This is a genomic window from Gordonia shandongensis DSM 45094 (assembly GCF_000423025.1).
GTDB classification, from domain to species: Bacteria; Actinomycetota; Actinomycetes; order Mycobacteriales; family Mycobacteriaceae; genus Gordonia; species Gordonia shandongensis.
Genome location: NZ_AUHE01000012.1, coordinates 12,180 through 30,237, shown reverse-complemented (window position 1 = coordinate 30,237; position 18,058 = coordinate 12,180). Strand labels below are relative to the sequence as shown.

Below are 18,058 nucleotides of genomic sequence, written 5' to 3'. Positions count from 1 at the left end.
CCGTTCCTGACCCCCGCCGCTCCTGACCCCCGCCGCTCCTGACCCCGCCGCTTGCGGCAGCCGAGCGGTCACGGAGTGCTCGCGCCCTCCTCGACGGGGGTCGCGGGGACGTCGACGGGGGTGCGGGAGATGCGGACGTAGCAGTAGGTCATCGCGGCGACGGAACCCAGCATGAGGATCGTCGAGACGACCGCGTTCTGCGCCATCGGGACGCTGAGGTAGCGGAACGCAGCGAGCAACACGGCGAAGGCCGCCGCGCCGCCGGCGACCGCCGCCACCCGGAGACGGTGCCACCCGTCCTGCGGGCGCGCCAGGGCGCACTCGACGGTCAGGGCGAACACCAGGCCGGCGATGAGGTCGACGCCGTAGTGGTAGCCGAGTCCGAGGGTCGCCGACAGCGTGCACACGAACCAGAACACGCCGTACACCTTGAGCAGCCGCGGACCGCGCAGAGCGTGGACGAGGATCGCGGTCGCCCACGCGGTGTGCAGACTGGGCATGCAGTTGCGCGGCGCATCCTGGCTGAAGAACGCCGACACCGGCTCGAGCGACGTCGGCACCGTGTGCGGCCAGACGTCCAGCCAGCCGGCACCGGGAAGCTCGTCCCCGAACGCGAACACCGGGCCCACCACCGGGAACAGGAAGTACACCAGTGGGCCCAGCGCGCCGATCACGATGAACGACCGCACGATGTGATGGCGCGGGAAGCCGTCGACCGAACTGCGTCGCAGCTGGAAGAACGCGACGATCGCGGCACCGACCGACAGATAGTTGTAGACCTGGCTGATGAGCGACCGGAACCACGGGGTGTCCTCCACGAACCGACCCATCACCCACGACGGGCTGCCCAACGCGCGGTCGGCGACCTCGACGAAGTGGTCGGCGACCTCCGGCAGCGTCTCCTCGGTGAGCCCGAGCCACACCCCGGCGACCCGGCTGGTGACGATCAGGATCGCGGCGATGCCGACGGCTTTGAGCGCCTTCTCGCGTTCGGCGCCCGTCGACACCGCGAGGGCGTAGACGGCCAGGGCGATCAACCCCCACATCACGCCGTTGCCGAGGTGCAGGGTGTTGCCGACGATGAGGCGCTGGGCGTTGAACACCGACTCGACGGCGACCACGACCCCGATGAACGGGAGCCGCAGACGCGCCGGCATGCACATGAGGGCCAGCGCCATGCCTGCGATCTTCACCTCGGTGCCGCCGGCGACGCCGACGAGATCGTCGCCGATCAGCAGGACGGGGCCCCGAAGGTCGTAGACCGACGCGGCCGCCTGCATGACGAGGATGAACCCGACGACGATGAGCACCACCGTCGACCACTCTCGGCGGCCCCACTGTCGGCGAGGTACCGCCTCACGCCGGGGCGCCGCGTCGTTACGCCACAGCACGAGTCGTGATTCTAGTCAGCGCGTCGCCGTGCATCGTCGCCGGCTCAGTGCATCGTCGCCGACTCAGTGCGTCGCGGCGGTGACGTGCTCCTCCTCGGCCACCTGGACCAGCTTGCGTCGCGGCAGGAAGTAGGCCGGGATCAGCGTCAGAACCACCAGCGCCGTCGTGACGATGTAGGTGGTGCCGAAGCTCGACGCCATGTCGGCGGGGATGCCCGCCAGCGTGGACGGGGCGTCGGCCGGAGAGACGCCGTTGTCCAGGAGCGCCTTCTGCTGCCGGGTCGGATCGTCGCCGGCCTGCATGAGCGCCCGGGTGACGGGGGCGAGCATCGAGGTGAAGATGACGGTCATGACGGCGGTGCCGATCGACGACGACGTCTGCTGGACGGCGTTCATCATCGTCGAACCGTCGGCGATCTCCGGTCCGCGCAGTGTGGCCAGGGCCGCCGACATGATCGGCATCATCGTCATGCCCATGCCCAGCCCCTGGACGAACAGGGCACTGCACAGCAGCCAGTACGACGTCTCGGTGTCGATGGTGGTGAAGACCGCGATGCCCACCGCGATGAGGAGCAGACCGCCCATCACGAACTTGCCGGGTCCCATCTTGTCGGTGAGACGGCCGGCGATCGGCATCGTGAGCATGGCGCCGATGCCCTGCGGGGCCAGCAGGAGCCCCGCCGTCAGGGTGCCTTCGCCGCGGACGAACTGGAAGTACTGCGGGTACAGCAGCGAGCCGCCGAAGAACGCGATCGCGAACAGCGACATCGTGATGACCGAGACGGCGAGCGTCTTGTTGCGGAACAGGCGGATGTCGAGCAGTGGATTCGACGTGCGGAACGCGTGCCGGACGAACAGGGCGATGAGGGCGGCGCCGACGATCATCGGGATGTAGACCTGCGGATGGCCGAAGGTCTGCTTGTCGGCGCTCGACGAGACGCCGAACAGGAACAGCGCCAAACCGGGTGACAGCATCAGCAGGCCGGGCACGTCGATGCGCATGCCGGGTTGTTCGCCGCCGCCGGGCAGGGCGAACCACGCGTAGACCAGTGCGATGATTCCGATGGGGATGTTGATGAGGAACACCCAGTGCCAGGACGCGATCTCGATGAGCCAGCCGCCCAGGATGGGGCCGGCGATGGGGCCGAGCAGCATCGGGATGCCGAGGACCGCCATCACCGAGCCGACGCGCTCCGGACCGGCCGCGCGGGTCATGATCATCATGCCGATCGGCATGAGCAGGCCGCCGCCGGCGCCCTGGATGACGCGGAAAGCGACCAGCGAGCCGATGTTCCACGCGAGGGCGCAGAGGATGGAGCCGAGCAGGAACAGCACCAGGGAGGCCATGTAGACCCGCTTGGTGCCGAACCGTGACGCGGCCCAGCTGGCGGTGGGGATCACCGCGGCCAGCGCCAGGGTGTAGCCGGTCATCGACCAGGCGGCGCCGGCCGACGAGGTGTCGAAGGTCTGGACGAAGGTCTGCTGGGCGACCGCGACGACGGTGACGTCGAGGATCGACATGATCGCGCCCAGGACGACGACGCCCGCCACGATGAACACATCGCGGGTCAGCTTGTCGGGCTGACCCGCCGTGGTGGAGCTTGTCATGAGGTCTCTTTCTCGAATCGATGGTCGGTGGCCGGCTCGATGCAGCTCATGGCTGTCGAGAGACCGGAGTGGAAGTCCGTGCGGCGGTCCGCCGGGATCTCGGCGACGAGATCGGTCAGCTCCCCCTCGCGGATGGCGAACTGCGAACGGATCAACTCGCGTCCCCGGGAGGAGAGGCGCAGACGCTTCACCCGGCGGTCGGTCTCGTCCTCGCGTCGTACGACGAGGTCGAGAGCGACCAGGCGGTCCGCGCCCCGTCCGGCCGCGGCCACCGAGAGGTCGACGGCGTCGGCCAGTTCGTTGACCGAGAGATCGTGGTCGCTGCGGGACAGCGTCAGCAGCATGCGCAGATGCGAGAGCGTCAGTTCGGTCGACGCCACGCGGTCGGCGGTGCTGTGGCACACGCGATCGGCGATCGCCTCCAGGAACGAGGCCAGCAGGGAGGTGCAGGCGTCGATGGAGGGCTCGGAACGGGACACGAAAAATAAGTTACGGCCACGCAACTATTGCTGCAACGCAAATATCGGTGAGCTTCCTCACCGGTCGGTAGCATGTGCGTCATGGGTCACTCGAGCATCAAAGACATCCCCGTCCGCGCCCTCGACGGCGGCGACTTCTCGCTGTCCGATCTGTCCGGGCCGCTGCTGATCGTCAACGTCGCGTCGCGCTGCGGTCTGACGCCGCAGTACACCCAACTCGAACAGCTGCAGAAGGACTACGGACCGCGTGGGCTCACGGTCGTCGGCGTCCCGTGCAACCAGTTCATGGGGCAGGAGCCGGGAACCGCCGACGAGATCGCCGAATTCTGCTCGACCACCTACGGGGTCACGTTCCCGCTGTTGGAGAAGACCGATGTGAACGGTCCCGACCGCCATCCGCTGTACGCGGCGCTCACCGAGACGGCCGACGCCGACGGTGAGGCCGGGGACGTGACATGGAACTTCGAGAAGTTCGTCGTCGACGCCGACGGTGCGGTGACCGCGCGCTTCCGCCCGCAGACCGTTCCCGACGCCCCCGAGGTGATCGCAGCGCTCGAGGCCGCCCTGGCGTCCTGACGCCGACGGCTGCGCGCGAGCCGGTACAGTTGACGCGTACGCGTCCGGTCCGACCAGGCCGGACGCCTGGATCATCTGTGTGAGGAGCAGTGCGGCGAATGGCGCGTGTAGTGGTCGATGTGATGCCGAAGGCCGAGATCCTGGACCCGCAGGGCCAGGCCATCGTCGGCGCCCTGGGTCGTCTGGGGTTCGCCGGCGTCTCGGATGTGCGGCAGGGCAAGCGGTTCGAGCTGGAAGTCGACGACACCGTCGACGACGCCGCTCTGGAGCGGATCGCCGAGGAACTCCTGACCAACACGGTCATCGAGAACTTCTCCGTCTCCCGCGTCTCGGAGTGATCAGATGACCGCGCGCATCGGAGTGATCACGTTCCCCGGCACCCTCGACGACGTCGACGCCGCTCGCGCCGTCACCGTCGCCGGCGGTGAGGCCGTGAGCCTGTGGCACGGTGACGCCGACCTCAAGGGCGTCGACGCCGTCATCGTCCCCGGCGGCTTCTCATACGGCGACTACCTGCGCTGCGGCGCCATCGCCAAATTCGCACCCGTCATGGACGAGGTGATCGCAGCGGCCGACAAGGGCATGCCGGTGCTCGGCATCTGCAACGGCTTCCAGATCCTGTGCGAGGCCGGACTCCTCCCGGGGGCGCTCACCCGCAACGAGGGTCTGCACTTCGTGTGCCGCGATCAGTGGTTGCGCGTGGAGTCGACGACGACGGCGTGGACCACCCGTTACGAGCCGGGTGCCGAGATCCTCATCCCGCTCAAGTCGGGGGAGGGCCGGTACGTGGCCTCCGAGGAGACGCTCGCCGAACTCGGCGGCGACGGTCGCATCGTGTTCACCTACGCCGGCGACAACCCGAACGGCTCGGCGCTCGACATCGCGGGCATCTCGAGTGCCGACGGGCGCGTCATGGGGCTCATGCCGCACCCGGAGCACGCCGTGGAGGCGCTGACCGGGCCCAGCGACGACGGGCTCGGCATCTTCTACTCGGCGCTGGACGCGGTACTCGCGGCGGTCTGACGATGTCCGGAACGCTCCCGCCGTCCACCTCGGCGGACGCCGCCGGCCTCGCGGAGTTCATCGACGCCTCACCGTCGCCGTTCCACGTCTGCGCGACCGTCGCGGCGCAGCTCGACGCCGCCGGATACGTCCGCCTCGACGAGACCGGCGATTGGACCGGTGACGAGCCCCGCGCCTACGTGGTCCGCGGTGGTTCGATCATCGCCTGGAACGCGGGCGGCGCGAGCGGCGACCCGCGCTTCCGGATCATCGGCGGTCACACCGACAGCCCGAACCTGCGGGTGAAGCAGCACCCCGACCGGAGTTCGGCGGGGCTGGCGACCGTCGCGCTCGAGCCGTACGGCGGGGCGTGGCTCAACTCGTGGCTCGACCGCGACCTCGGACTCTCCGGCAGGCTCGCCTACGACGACGGCGACGGCGCGGTGGCGTCGACGCTCGTGCGGATCGACGACCCGATGCTGCGGGTGCCGCAGCTCGCGATCCACCTGTCCGACGACCGCAAGGGCGTCACCCTCGACCCGCAGCGGCACGTCGACGCCGTCCGCGGGGTGGGGGACGCCGAACCGCTGCTGGCGGTCGTGGCCGACCGGGCCGGCGTCGATCCGAACGCGGTCCTCGGCTGGGAGCTGATGACCCACGACGTGACGCCGTCGCGGATCATCGGTGCGGCCGGCGACCTGCTGAGCGCCCCGCGCCTCGACAATCAGGGCACCTGCTATGCGGGCCTGCGCGCGCTGCTGGACGCCGAACCCGACGGCGCGATCTCGATGCTCGCGCTGTTCGACCACGAGGAGGTCGGATCGGGTTCGGAGCGGGGCGCATCGTCGGATCTGCTGGTGACCGTGTGCGAACGGATCGTCGGCGCCGCGGGGGGAGCGCGTGCCGAGTTCCTCCGGGCGATGGCGGCGAGCGTCTGCGTGTCCGGCGACATGGCCCACGCGACGCACCCGAACTATCCCGAACGACACGAGCCGACCCACACCATCGCGGTCAACGGCGGCCCCGTCCTCAAAGTGAACCAGAACCTCCGGTACGCGTCCGACGCGATCGGCGAGGCCGAGTTCGCGCTGGCCTGCCGGGAGGCGGGGGTGCCGCTGCAGCGGTACATCCACCGTGCGGACCTGCCGTGCGGGTCGACCATCGGCCCCCTGACGGCCACCCGCACGGGGCTGTTGACGGTCGACGTCGGAGCCCCGCAGCTGGCGATGCACAGTTGCCGGGAGCTGATGGGCGTCGACGACGTCGCGATGTACGCCGCCGCGCTCACCGCGTTCCTGCGGCGCTGACGCCGCGGGCGGGGAGTGCCTACGGCTACTTCTCCCCGAGCATCGCGTCGATGCCGCCGACGTCGGTGATCGTCCAGTCCTTGTCGCTGTCGATGGTCACGCTGTAGGTCGCCGTCGACTGGACGCCCTCGGGCGCCTGCGTGTTCTTGGTGACGACGTTGACGAAGCAGTCGACGACGTAGGTGCCGTCGTCATCGGACCGGACGACCGCCGTGATGGGGGTGGCGGACGACGTCCACTGCAGCGGGGCGATGATCTGCTCCATCGACGTCGCGGCCTGCGTCAGCCGGTTCGTGAGCTCCTTCGACGTCCCCTTCGTGAGGCGGCCGCGCCATTCGGCGGGTTTGCTGAAATCCATCTGGGCCGCACCGACGGCGTAGTCGAGGGCCACCTGCTCGGCCTTCGCGTCGGCGTCGCGGGCGGCGGCCGCCGCGTTCAGCTCGTCGGACTTGCCCACGAGCAGCCACATGCTGATGGTCAGGGCGACCGCCAGGGCGACGATGATCAGCCCCACGGTGAGACCGACCAGCAGCGAATGCAGGCTCACCTGCCGGTCGCGTCCCGCGATCCGCCGGGCCGACGACTCGCGGCGCCGCTCGCGGCGCGAAGGAGACCCGGTGTCAGAATTCCCGGCGTCAGAATTCCCGGTGTCAGAATTCCCGGTGTCAGAATTCTCAGCGTCAGAATTCTCAGTGTCAGACTTCCCGGCGTCAGGCTTCTCAGCGTCAGGCTTCTCGGGGTCGGGGTTCCCTGGCTCGGACTTCCCTGGTTCGGACTTCCCTGGGTTGAGCACGGTGGAGGTCATGGCGGATCCTTCCTATCGGGGGCGGGGAGAACTGATGTCGAGGGTGAGGGCGTCGCCGGAGGCGGTCGCGGCGAGCGCCCGGTCGAGGACCGCGCCGATGTTCATGGTTCGCATCGACTTCGCCGCCGCCATCGCCGACGGCAGGACGTCCACCGTCAGCACCTGGATGTCGCCGGCCGATCGGTCCAGGAACTTCTGCAGATTGTCGATCAGCGGTCCGGCGCCGTCGGAGATCGAATCGGGCAGCGGGGCGAACACCGTGAAGAACTGCGCTGCGGTCATCGCGCCGTCGAATCCCTTGCCGAACGCCAGAATGTGATCGGCGGTGCCGCTGAGACCCGGCGGGATGAACGAGGAGTCCGCCAGCATCTTCTGCAGGTTCGTCAGCAGCGTCGTGAACGGCGACCGCGTCTCGTCGAGCATGGCCGCGGTCGCCACGCCGGCGCGCGTGATCGTCGAGAGCACCGCCGCATCGTCGGGCAGCGCCGACCGCAGTTCGGCGAAGATCTCCTGCAACTGCTCCGGGTCGATCTGATCCAGGAGGCGGGTGAACCGTTCCGAGAGCGCCTTGATCGTGGTCGGCACCGTGACCCGATCGGTGTCGATCTCCGCGCCGTCGGGCAGATAGGGGCCGTCCTGCGTGTCCGGAAGCACCGCGATGTACGTCTCGCCGAGCGCCGAGAGGTTGTCGACGCGGAACGTGCTCGACGTGGGAATCAGGTGATCCTCGCGGTACGTCAGGTCGACGGTGATCGCGTCGGCCGACGACTCCACCGAGGTGACGCGGCCGATGTCGACCCCGCGCATGAGGACGCGCGAACCGACGACCAGCCCGTTGGTGTCGTCGATGCGCATCGACGCCGACCGTTCCGAGTCGAAGTGCGCGACCGGGAGTCCCACCGAGCGCATGTAGGCCAGCGACGCCAGCGAGACGATGAGCATCGCGACGATCGAGACGACTGTCTTGCGGGTCATCGGACGGCCCCCAGCATGCGCAGGACTCGCCGCATGTCCGCGAGCTGTCGGCCGTCGGGGGTCGTCACCGAGACCAGATCCACCGACGGCCGTTGACTGAACGGCACGATGACCGATGTCAGGAAGGCGTCGATGCGAGCGGAGTCGTCGGCGAAGTCGACGCCGGCGCCCTTGACGGTGTTGATCGTCGTCGCCAGCGACTTGAGCATCGGGACGAGCCAGCCGCCGCCGGCGAAGATGCTGCCGACCGACGGGAGGATCGTGCCCAGATGCTGGATCATCTTCTTGGCCATCTGATCCCAATACTCCACACCGTGATCGGAGATGACCGCGGAGATCTTGTCGTGGCGCGACTCGACGGCCGTCGCCGTCCGGTCCAGGCCCGCCAGGAGACCGTCGATCCGGCCGAGGTTCTTCGACAGGTCCCGCAGATCGATCGCGACGGTCTTCGACAGGCCGACGAGATCTTCGGGAACGGGGACCGCACGGTTGATCCGCCGGATCGTGTCCTCGATCTTCTGGATGTTGCCGCCGTTGACGAAGTTCGCCAGCACGGCCAGCGTGTCCTCGAGCTGAGGCGGCGACGTGGTCCGCGACACCGGGATCGTGGCGCCGGAGCGCAGCGTCGAGGTGACCGTCGACCCGGGCGACCGGTCGATCGCGACGTAGGTGTCGCCGAGGACCGTGTCCTGGCGGATCGTCGCCTCCGCGTCGGACGGGATCTCCGAGTCGGCGCGGATGGTCGCGGTGACGTTCACGGTCTGCCCCGACGCCCGCACGTCGGTCACCCTGCCGACGTCCAGTCCGTCGAAGGTCACGTTGGCGCCGTTCGGCAGGTTGAGCGCACTGGTGAACTCGAGATCGACCGGGAACCCGTCCTCGACGCCGCCCGTGGGCGACGGCAGGTCGTCGGGCCCGAGGGAACAGCCGGCGAGCAGCGCGGTCGTCGTCGCGAGCGCGACGACCGCCGACAGGAGCCGATGCCGGGCCCTCATCGGCCCGATCCCGTCAGCACCGCGTCGAGAACGCTCAGACTCGAGAGTCGCACCGCGTCGCCGTCGGCGGTGCACGAACCGGGGCGGACCCGATTGATCGTCGCGCACAGCTCGCGCGCACCCGGCGACCGGAGTTCCACCTGCGGCGACGCGAGCCCGGTCGTCGTGCGCCCGCCGATCGCCCGCGTGACCGTGGAGACGGCGGGGACGGCGGCGAGCAGTTCGGAGACGTCACCGGAGCGGGATGCGGCCAAGCGCAGGCCGGCCGAAGCGTCCTCGAGCATCGAGTCGATGTCCTCTCCGTAGTTGGTCTGCACGTCGTAGAGGTCGGCGATCAACGGGCCGAGCGAGCCGATGAAGATGGTGACGCCCGGCCACAGGCTGTCGGCGGCGACGGCGAGATCCTCGGGCAGGACGCCGAGCGCCTGCCGGATGCTGCCCCACCGACTCAGTGCGCTGTCGGTGAGCGGCGCCATCGCGTCGATGATCGCGCCGACCCCGGAGACCAGCGGGTCGGGATTGGTCATGGCGCGCTCCGACGTCCGGATCAGACGGTCGACGTTGGCCCCCTCGCCGCGCAGCGACTCGTCCAGACCGATGATCGAATCGGCGACCGAGCGTGTCGTCGCGGGGGAGAGGGCGTCGAGGAAGTCGGCGGCCGAGCCGGTGATCTCCGAGAGGCTCTTCGGGGTGACCCCCTTGTCCAGAGCGATGCACGAACCCGGTGTGAGCTCCTCGCCCGTCCGGTAGTTCCCGACGAGTTCGAGACTGCGATCGGCCAGCAGGGACTTCGACCGGGTGACCGCCGTGACGGTCGCCGGAAAGCGGCGGTCGGCGGTGAGATCGAAGGTCACCCGGACGTGGTCGCCGGCCGGCGCGACCCGCGTGATCGACCCCACCGGGTAACCCATCTGGGTGACCTGGTTGCCGGGGTAGAGGCCGATGCTGTCGGGCAGATACGCGCAGAACCCGGCACGGGTCGACGACGTGCCGACGCTCACCCCGACGACCGCGGCGGCGACGACGGCCGCGACGGCGACGGCCAGGAGAATCAGACGACGGGGACGCATCAGCAGGCCTTTCCCGGGACGGGGACGCAGATGTCGGAGGCGAGCACCACGTTCGCGCCGAGCTCCTTCATGCCGTCGGCGCCGACGAACCCGCGGAGGCGGTCGGCCAATGCGCCGAGGGTGTCGATGACCGGTGACATCTGGCGGTGCATCGTCCCGACCCCCGTCCGGATGGTCGTGATGAGCTCTTTCAGGCGCCCCTTGTTGTTGTGGTAATACCAGGACAGCGGGCTGATCCGCTCGAGGACCTCACCGAGGAGGGTGTAGGTCTCGTTGAACCCCTCCCAGGTGGCGTTGTAGCGGGTCAGGACCCGTTCGATCTTCGCCACCAGGCGGAACACGAACTCGCGGTCGGCCTCGAAGCGCTCCGTGTACTCGCGGGCGAGGTCGAGCGTCTGCAGGACCTGGTCGCGCTGACGGTCCATCACCGACGAGATGCTCGTGAGGCCCTTGACCATGGCGCCGAAGGAGGTGGTGTTGTCGGTGAGCCCGGTGGCCAACTGCCGCAGGTCGGCGTCGATGGTCTTCGGGTCGACGTCGCCGGTGATCCGCGGCGCCTCCTGCAGGACGTCGGCGATGCTGTACGGGGTCGTCACCCGCTTCGAGGGGATCACCGCGTCGCCGAGCGCGTCGTCGCCGTCGGGGATCACGGTGACGAAGTAGCCGCCGACAGCGGTCAGCATCCGGATCTCCACGCGACTGTCGTCGCCGACGAACACGTGGTCGTCGATCTCGGCGGTCACCCGCACGCGGTCGGCCTCCAACGCCGTCTCGGTCACCGACCCGACCGAGACGCCGGCCACGCGGACATCGTCACCGGTCGAGATGGCGGCGGCATCGGTGGTCTCGAAGGCGACGGTCTGCTGGTTGGGCGGCCGAAGGTAGATGTAGGTGATCACCGACGCCACCAGCGCCGCCACGATGATCACCGCGACGCCGACCCGCAGGTCGCTGCCCAGGAGGCGTCGCAGGCGCGACCGGGCGGACTTCGTCACTTGCGGCATATCGTCACCAGCCGTTGGTCGAGGAACAGCTTCACGTCGTCGGGCAGCGGCGCGGCGCCCTTGGAGCAGGCGCGTGGTCCCACGCGGACTTGCTGGGACTGCATCGCGTCGAAGGCCACCGGCATCAATCGCACGGACGCCGCGAACCGGTCGATCGACCCGAACGCCGACGAGATCATCTTGTCGATGTCCATGTCGCCGCTCAGTCCGAGACCGCGGACGATCTCCGCCACCGGCCCCATGAACGCGGGGCCGAGGATGGAGGTCTTGGTGAACTCGTCGATCACCGAGATCGCCGAGTCGACGGGGATCTCCACCGAGTGCAGGATCGCGACGATGCTGTCGGCGCGCCCGCCCAGCGTGTCGGAGATGCGGGCGAGGTTCTCGACGAGGACGCTGATCACCTGTTCGCGATTCGAGGCGTAGTCACCGAGCCGCTCGATGCTGTCGAGGAGCGGCGTGAGGCCGCCGCCGTCGCCCTGCAGCAGGGTGATGGCGTTCTGGCTCACCTCGTTGATCTCCTCGGTGCTGAGCGTGTTGAGGACCGGTTGGAGACCGTTGAACAGCTCGGTGATGTCGAACGACGGTGTGGTGTGCGACAACCCGACGTGCGAGACGGTGCGGCCCTCGCCGATCCCGGTCACGTCGATGTACCGGAGCCCGGTCAGGTTCTGGTATTTCACGGCGAGCCGGGTGGCGTCGGTGATCCCGTACTCCTCGTCGAGGGTGAAGGTGACGTGCGCGACGGTCGGCGTTCCCGGTGCGGACGACCGCCGCAGCTCGATCTCGGACACCTTGCCGACCTGCACGCCGCGCAGCCGGACGTCGCCGTTGACCCGCAGACCCGACACGTCGGAGAAGTCGGCGGTGTACGTGTGCGTGGTCGAGCGGACCGGCCGGGTGGACGCGTTCAGGACGATGATCATCAGGATCGCGGCGATCGCCGCGGCGATCGCGATCTTGAGCAGCGCCCACAGGGACGTCCGGGTGATCCTCATCGGCTCCCACCTCGCAGGCCGGCCTGTGCCAGCGGGGCTGCCAGACCGGGCAGATCGTTCATGACCAGCCGCAGACGCAGGCTGGGGCGCCCCGCGGTGCCGCCGAACGCGGCGGTGAGCCGGTCGATGACGAGCCGGAGCTTGGGGCCGGTGGTCCCGGAGCCGAGCATCCCCGGGACGGCGTCGGAGAACGCGGTGACGATGGAGACCGCGGGCGTCAACTCGGTGTCGTGGGACTTCAACAGGTTGCCCGCCGCCGAGAACAGGGCGCCGCCGGCGATCGCCAGGCCGGCATCGGAGTTGTCCAGGTCGTGGTAGTTCATGCCCAGCGAGCCGTCCGGCCGGCGGTTGTAGACGCCCTGGAAGATCTGGTAGGCGCCGTCAGCGGTCTGCTGAATGAATCGGGGCATCGACGCGAGGACGGCGTTCGCGTCCCGCAGCTGCTCGGAGGGGAGCGCCTTCTGCGTCTTGGCGATCATGTCGGCGAACGCCAGTCCGCTCTCCAACAGCGGGGTGAGCGCGTTCGTGTACCGCAGGACGGTGTCGAGCGTGTCGAGCATCTCGTCGGACAGCGTGCCGGACGCGATGATGGAACCGCGCTCGATCATCCGCGACATCGTGAAGTCGCCCAGGGGATCCCGGCGCAGGGAGAGGCCGTCGCCGAGCGCCGACCCGCCGGCACGCGGCGTGAGGTTCAGCGCGGTGACGCCGAAGTAGTTCGCCGGCCGGAAGTCGATGTCGAACGTGTCGGTGACGCCCGTGATGCGACTGCGGGTGAGGGTCACGTCCAGGGCCAGCGAACCGTCCGGGGCGCGGCTCACGTCGTCGATGGTCCCGACCTCGGCGCCGCGGAGGATCACGTCGGTCCCCGGTTTGACGCCGGGTGCGACGGTGGAGCTGTAGATGCGCACGGAGACGGAGTCGTCGTCGCCGCTGAATCGGGTCACGCCGTACCAGCAGGCGGCGGCCACGGCGACGAGGACCACGAGCGCCGCCGCCGTCAGCATCGTCGTTCGACGCTGAGCTGCGGGGGAGCCGCGGAGAAAGTCCTGATGCATGGGCCCGCCTATCCGGTGAAGACGAGGGTCGGGGACAGCCCCCAGATGGACACGGACAGAGCGAAGTTCGCCACCACGATGACCACCAGGCTGGCGCGGATGGCCCGGCCGGAGGCGATGCCGACCCCCTCGGGACCGCCCGAGGCGAAGTAGCCGTAGTAGCAGTGGATGAGGGTCACGATCCCGCAGAAGACCACCGATTTGAGCACCGAAGCGCCGATCTCCGACACGGTGAGGAACTGCCCGAAGTAGTGGTCGTAGGTGCCGGGCGCCTCGCCGTGGAACACCTTCACGATCAAGGCGCCGGTGCCGAAGCTGATCGCCAGGCACAGCAGGTAGCTCGGCAGGACGGCGAGCATGCCGCCGATGAGCCGGGTGCCGACGACGAACGGGATGGCGCGCATGCCGAGTGCCTCGGTGGCGTCGATCTCCTCGGAGATCCGCATGGAGCCGACCTCCGCGGTCATCCGACATCCGGCCTGGGCGGCGAAGCCGATGCCGGTGAGGATGGGGGCGATCTCGCGGATGTTGGCGAACGAGCCGATGATTCCGGTCAGTGCGCCGAACCCGAGGAGGTTGAGCGCGTTGTAGGCCTCGATCGCGATGACGGCGCCGACGGCGACGCCGAGGATGGCGAGCAGACTGACCACGCCGCCGTCGACGACGAGGGAGCCGCGGCCCCACGCCATCGCGTTCATGGTCTTGAACGTCTCGCGCCGGTACTGGCGGATCGTGACCGGGAGCAGGACGAGCGTCTGGACGACGAAGAGCGTCGCCCGGCCGACGGTGGACACCGCATCGCCGACCGCCGTGCCGACGCGGGACAGCGGGCCGGAGACCCGCGGGAAGGGCTGATAGCGCGCGACCGTCATGGCGTCACCCGATCTGGTTCTGGAAGAACATGGCCTGGAACTGGCTCATCACGAGGTTGGCGATGAAGATCGTCACCACGCTGAGGACCACGGAGGCGTTGACGGCGTCGGCCACACCGCGCGGGCCGCCCTTGGCCTCGAGGCCGCGCAGACTGGCGATGACGACCACGATGCCGGCGAAGACCACGGTCTTCCCGATCGCGAACCACACGTCGGTCGGGGTGGCGAAGGCGCCGAACGACTGCCAGAAGGCGCCGGGGACCACGTCGTTGACGTTGACGGCGATGAGGAGGCCCGCCGCCACACCGGCGGCGACGATGATGATGCACAGGATCGGCGCGATGACGAGCATGGCGACGAACCGCGGCATCACGAGGCGTTCGAGGGGGTCGATGCCCATGACCTTCATCGCGTCGATCTCCTCGCGGATGGCCCGCGAACCGAGGTCGGAGGCGATGGCGGAGGCCGCGGCACCGCTCATCAGGAGTCCGGCGGCCATGGGGGCGCCCTGACTGACCACGCCCAGACCGGATGCGGCCCCGGCGAGGGAACTGGCGCCCACCTGGTTCATGAGACCGCCCACCTGGACGGAGACCTCGGCGCCGATGGGGATCGCCATGAGCAGCGCGGGCAGCGACGTGACTTTGAGCAGCAGCCACATCTGGCCGACGGTCTCGTCGACGGGAATCCGCAGTCGGGCGACGCCCAGCACGAAGTACCGCACCACGTCGGCGCACAGCAGCGCGGCCCGGCCGACCGTCGCGGCCGTCTGTCGCGGGGCCTCGACGACGTAGTCCGCGCACCGGTCGACGAAGGCCAGGCGCGGTGCGGACCGCACCGGCGGGGCCTCGTACGCGCCGAACGACGTCGAGGTCATCGCAGGGCGCCCTCTGCGGGGTGGGCCGGTGTGCGACGTCGGTGCATGGCCATCCTCTCGGTCGGGTGTGCGAAACGGTCGGGTGATGGAACGGTCAGGTGATGCGGATCACGACGAAGGTATGACGGCTTCCGTGCCGCGGGGTGGCGCAAAATGACACAGGATCGTGATGGCCCGGGATCGCGATGGCCGGGCGAGTGTCGTGTTCCGCGACACCCGCGCCGCGGGGGCGCGCCATAGCGTCCCGGTCATGGTGAAACAGTCCCGAGTCCACCCCGTGCACGTCGTGGGTGCCGCGGCCACCGAGTTCGTCGCGGAGCACGAGGCGATGCTCGACGAGCTGGTGTTCGACGTCGTGCACCGCGCCCTGCGCGAGTGCGGCCTGCGCAAACCCGACATCGGGCTGTCGGTGCTGGCCTCGCTGGACGTCTACGACGGCCGGTCCATCTCGTCCGGTCTCACCTCGTCGGCCACCGGCGGATACCTGTCGGATGCGTTCCGGGTGGAGGACGACATGGGTGCCGCGATCATCGCGGCCGCACAGGCCGTCTCGGCGGGCGATGTGAGCGTCGCGGTCGCCGTCGGCGTCCACAATCCCGAGAACCGGGCGGCGACCCGGCACGGATTCATCGAGCAGATCTCGAATCTCTCGTTCGACCCGCACTTCGGTCGTCCCGTCGGTCTCACCGCGGAGGTCACCTACGGGCTGCATGCATCGACGGTCACCGCGGACGGCACGCTCACCGTCGACGATCTCGCCGCCGCGGCCGCCGAGCAGATCACGGCGGGGGCCGGCGGCGTCCGTGCGATGCGACGCGCACCGGTCGGTGTCGCCGACGTCCTCGCGTCACCGCGCGTGTGCACCCCGCTGCACGAACTGATGCTGCCCGCGATGTGCGCCGGGGCCGTGGCTGTGGTGCTGGCGTCGCCGGCGCGGGCGGGCCGATGCCTCGGTCGCGACGCCCGACTGACCGGGTTCGGCGGCGCCACCGGCGGCTACCTGTGGGACGACGGATGGTTGACCGATCCCGCGGAGACGACGCGCCGTGCCGCGGGGCTCGCCTACGCGCAGGCCGGGATCGACAGGCCCGCCGACCGGGTCGGGGTCGTGGAGTACTCGGCGGTGACCGCGGCCCTCGACGGTCCGGTGAGCGCGGCCCTGGGCTGCGGCAGTCCGCGCCGCGTGAACCCGGGTGGCGGCGTCCTCAGCGCGTATCCGGGGGTCGCCAACGGCGGCCTGCGGCTCATCGAACTCGTCGACGTGCTCGGGACCGGTGAGACGGGGGTGTCGCACTCCGTCGACACGGTCAGCGGGCTCGTGGCGCAGAACGCATCGGTACTGGTGGTGGAGGGGCTGTGATGACCAACGAGCACACGCGGCATCGAGCGGCCGTCATCGGGGTGGGCGTGACGCCGGCGACGTCGCCGCGCAAGCAGACGCGCTCCGCGGTGGAGTTGAGTGCGGACGCGGCCCGGGACGCGCTGTCGCACAGTGGCATCGAGCCGACCGGACTCGACGCCGTCGTCACCGGATGCATCGACGGTTTCGAGGGGACGGTGCTCGGCTCCCGATACATCTCCCGCCTGCTGGGCCTCGGCGACAGACTGCCGGTGACCACCGTGAACACGGGCGGCACCACGGGCGGAAACCTCCTGCAGGTGGCCGTCCGGATGGTGCGCAGCGGAACGCATCGACGCGTCCTGTGCCTCGGCGGTCCCACCTTCTTCGGGGCGCGGGACCTGCAGGCGGCGATCAACACCAACTCGCCGATGATCATCGAACAGCCGTTGGGCATGGGGGCCTACCACATGGGGGCCTTCGCGGCGACCGCCTATGCGCGGCGCTTCGGCGTCACCGCACGCGACTACGCGGCCGTCGCCGTCGCCGACCACGCGAAGGCCGCGCAGAACCCGTTCGCACACCTGCGCTACGAGATGACCGAGGACGAGGTGCTGGCCGATCGACCGTTGTCGACGCCGCTGACGCAGTCGATGGTGTGCCCGGTGTCGACGGCCGCGGTCGCCTTGATCGTCGGTCGCGACGACGAGCTCGACGATGTGACGACGCGGCCGGCGCGCGTGCGCGGGGTCGGCATGTCCAGCGACCCCTATCTGGGCGGCGGGAAGGGCGACTTCTCGGAGCTGCAGAACCTGGCGACCCTCGCCGAACGGGTGTACGCGGCGTGCGACATCCGGAACCCGGCCGACGACATCGACGTCGTCGAGGTGTTCGCGCCGTACGTCCACATGCAGCTCATGCAGCTCGAGGCTTTGGGATTCGCGGCGCCCGGTCGGGCGATCGACCTGATCAGGTCGGGCGCCACCGAGCGCGGCGGCCGCCTCCCGGTGAACCTCTCCGGCGGCCCGAAATGCACCAACGCCGGCATCTCGGGCGAACTCGCGCCGTTCGCGTACGCGGCCCTGCAGGTGATGGGCGATGCACCCGAGTCCATGCAGGTCTCCGGCGCCCGGCGGTCCCTCGCCCAGGGCACCGGCGGCACCTTCTTCCAATTCGAGAACCTAGCGATCTTCGAAGCGATCGACGAAAGGCGAGACCGATGAGTCTGCAGTCATCAACCCCCGCACCGAGCACCGAGGAGGTCCGCTGGGACCTGACGTTCGACATCCATCTGGGTGCGACGTGGAGCCGGTTCATGGCCGGTCTCATCGACCGGGTGATCTACGGGACGACGTGCTCGGCCTGCGGGCGGACGTCCGTGCCGCCGCAGGCCTTCTGCGAGTCGTGCTTCGAGCCGGTGGACCGGTGGGTGGAGTTGGCGACCGAGGGGGTCGTCGAGGCGTTCACGGTGGCGCAGCTGGGATTCACCGGGGGACCGACCCCGCCGTATGTGATCGCCGGGATCCGGCTCGACGGCGCCGACACCCTGCTGATGCACTGGCTCGCGGGGATCGACCTGTCCGACGATGCGGCGATCGCCGACCTGGTGGGACGGCGCGTGCGAGCGGTCTGGGCGCAGGAGCGGACGGGGCGGATCCTCGACATCGCCCACTTCACACCCGTCGACTGACCGGGCCGGCGT

The 18,058-nt window shown here is 69.4% G+C and carries 19 protein-coding genes; 7 read left to right on the top strand and 12 right to left on the bottom strand.

The window, feature by feature from the left end:
- Positions 1–68: 68 nt before the first annotated feature.
- From G528_RS17290 to G528_RS17285, 3 genes are all read right to left on the bottom strand, one after another.
- The gene (locus G528_RS17290) at positions 69–1,391 is read right to left on the bottom strand and encodes a phosphatase PAP2 family protein (protein ID WP_084638164.1); all 1,323 of its coding nucleotides are present in this window, start codon (positions 1,389–1,391) and stop codon (positions 69–71) included.
- A 63-nt stretch (positions 1,392–1,454) separates the two neighbouring features.
- Positions 1,455–2,999 (bottom strand): DHA2 family efflux MFS transporter permease subunit, encoded by a 1,545-nt coding sequence (locus G528_RS0111205; RefSeq protein ID WP_026919047.1) that lies wholly within the window; start codon positions 2,997–2,999, stop codon positions 1,455–1,457.
- On the bottom strand, positions 2,996–3,478 hold the full coding sequence (locus G528_RS17285; RefSeq protein WP_051198713.1) for a MarR family winged helix-turn-helix transcriptional regulator: 483 nt from the start codon (positions 3,476–3,478) through the stop codon (positions 2,996–2,998). Before G528_RS17285 ends, G528_RS0111205 begins: the two co-directional genes overlap by 4 nt.
- A 72-nt stretch (positions 3,479–3,550) precedes the next feature.
- On the opposite strand from G528_RS17285, the gene G528_RS0111195 reads away from it, so the two are divergent.
- From G528_RS0111195 to G528_RS0111180, 4 genes are all read left to right on the top strand, one after another.
- Positions 3,551–4,054 carry a glutathione peroxidase gene (locus G528_RS0111195; protein ID WP_425402232.1) on the top strand — a complete coding sequence of 168 codons (504 nt, stop codon included), beginning with the start codon at positions 3,551–3,553 and terminating at the stop codon, positions 4,052–4,054.
- Between the two features lie 98 nt (positions 4,055–4,152).
- Positions 4,153–4,392 carry a phosphoribosylformylglycinamidine synthase subunit PurS gene (purS, locus tag G528_RS0111190; protein ID WP_026919045.1) on the top strand — a complete coding sequence of 80 codons (240 nt, stop codon included), beginning with the start codon at positions 4,153–4,155 and terminating at the stop codon, positions 4,390–4,392.
- A gap of 4 nt (positions 4,393–4,396) precedes the next feature.
- Positions 4,397–5,077 carry a phosphoribosylformylglycinamidine synthase subunit PurQ gene (gene purQ, locus G528_RS0111185; RefSeq protein ID WP_026919044.1) on the top strand — a complete coding sequence of 227 codons (681 nt, stop codon included), beginning with the start codon at positions 4,397–4,399 and terminating at the stop codon, positions 5,075–5,077.
- Between the two features lie 2 nt (positions 5,078–5,079).
- Positions 5,080–6,363 carry a M18 family aminopeptidase gene (locus G528_RS0111180; protein WP_026919043.1) on the top strand — a complete coding sequence of 428 codons (1,284 nt, stop codon included), beginning with the start codon at positions 5,080–5,082 and terminating at the stop codon, positions 6,361–6,363.
- 25 nt (positions 6,364–6,388) lie between these two features.
- On the opposite strand, the gene G528_RS17280 is transcribed toward G528_RS0111180, so the two are convergent.
- The 9 genes from G528_RS17280 to G528_RS0111135 form a co-directional block, all read right to left on the bottom strand.
- Entirely contained in the window at positions 6,389–6,910 is a 522-nt protein-coding gene (locus G528_RS17280; protein ID WP_156890426.1) for a hypothetical protein, read from the bottom strand.
- A gap of 270 nt (positions 6,911–7,180) precedes the next feature.
- The gene (locus tag G528_RS0111170; protein WP_026919042.1) at positions 7,181–8,143 is read right to left on the bottom strand and encodes an MlaD family protein; all 963 of its coding nucleotides are present in this window, start codon (positions 8,141–8,143) and stop codon (positions 7,181–7,183) included.
- Positions 8,140–9,138 (bottom strand): MlaD family protein, encoded by a 999-nt coding sequence (locus G528_RS0111165; RefSeq protein WP_026919041.1) that lies wholly within the window; start codon positions 9,136–9,138, stop codon positions 8,140–8,142. The genes G528_RS0111170 and G528_RS0111165 overlap by 4 nt, the downstream gene beginning before the upstream one ends.
- Positions 9,135–10,208 carry an MlaD family protein gene (locus tag G528_RS17275; protein ID WP_035719782.1) on the bottom strand — a complete coding sequence of 358 codons (1,074 nt, stop codon included), beginning with the start codon at positions 10,206–10,208 and terminating at the stop codon, positions 9,135–9,137. Before G528_RS17275 ends, G528_RS0111165 begins: the two co-directional genes overlap by 4 nt.
- Positions 10,208–11,203 (bottom strand): MlaD family protein, encoded by a 996-nt coding sequence (locus G528_RS0111155; RefSeq protein ID WP_051198711.1) that lies wholly within the window; start codon positions 11,201–11,203, stop codon positions 10,208–10,210. The genes G528_RS17275 and G528_RS0111155 overlap by 1 nt, the downstream gene beginning before the upstream one ends.
- Positions 11,200–12,210, bottom strand: coding sequence for an MlaD family protein (locus G528_RS0111150; RefSeq protein ID WP_026919039.1), 1,011 nt, complete (start codon positions 12,208–12,210; stop codon positions 11,200–11,202). The genes G528_RS0111155 and G528_RS0111150 overlap by 4 nt, the downstream gene beginning before the upstream one ends.
- The gene (locus G528_RS0111145; protein WP_035719780.1) at positions 12,207–13,268 is read right to left on the bottom strand and encodes an MlaD family protein; all 1,062 of its coding nucleotides are present in this window, start codon (positions 13,266–13,268) and stop codon (positions 12,207–12,209) included. Before G528_RS0111145 ends, G528_RS0111150 begins: the two co-directional genes overlap by 4 nt.
- Positions 13,269–13,276: 8 nt before the next feature.
- Entirely contained in the window at positions 13,277–14,140 is an 864-nt protein-coding gene (locus G528_RS0111140; protein WP_026919037.1) for an MlaE family ABC transporter permease, read from the bottom strand.
- A 4-nt stretch (positions 14,141–14,144) separates the two neighbouring features.
- Entirely contained in the window at positions 14,145–15,017 is an 873-nt protein-coding gene (locus G528_RS0111135) for an MlaE family ABC transporter permease (RefSeq protein ID WP_026919036.1), read from the bottom strand.
- Positions 15,018–15,267: 250 nt separating this feature from the next.
- On the opposite strand from G528_RS0111135, the gene G528_RS0111130 reads away from it, so the two are divergent.
- From G528_RS0111130 to G528_RS0111120, 3 genes are read left to right on the top strand one after another with little or no spacing between them, the layout of a single operon-like run.
- Positions 15,268–16,377: a beta-ketoacyl-[acyl-carrier-protein] synthase family protein gene (locus G528_RS0111130; protein ID WP_026919035.1), complete on the top strand. Its 1,110-nt coding sequence runs from the start codon at positions 15,268–15,270 to the stop codon at positions 16,375–16,377.
- Positions 16,377–17,579, top strand: coding sequence for a thiolase family protein (locus tag G528_RS0111125; protein WP_026919034.1), 1,203 nt, complete (start codon positions 16,377–16,379; stop codon positions 17,577–17,579). Before G528_RS0111130 ends, G528_RS0111125 begins: the two co-directional genes overlap by 1 nt.
- Positions 17,576–18,046: a Zn-ribbon domain-containing OB-fold protein gene (locus G528_RS0111120; protein WP_026919033.1), complete on the top strand. Its 471-nt coding sequence runs from the start codon at positions 17,576–17,578 to the stop codon at positions 18,044–18,046. Before G528_RS0111125 ends, G528_RS0111120 begins: the two co-directional genes overlap by 4 nt.
- The last annotated feature ends 12 nt before the right edge of the window (positions 18,047–18,058 follow it).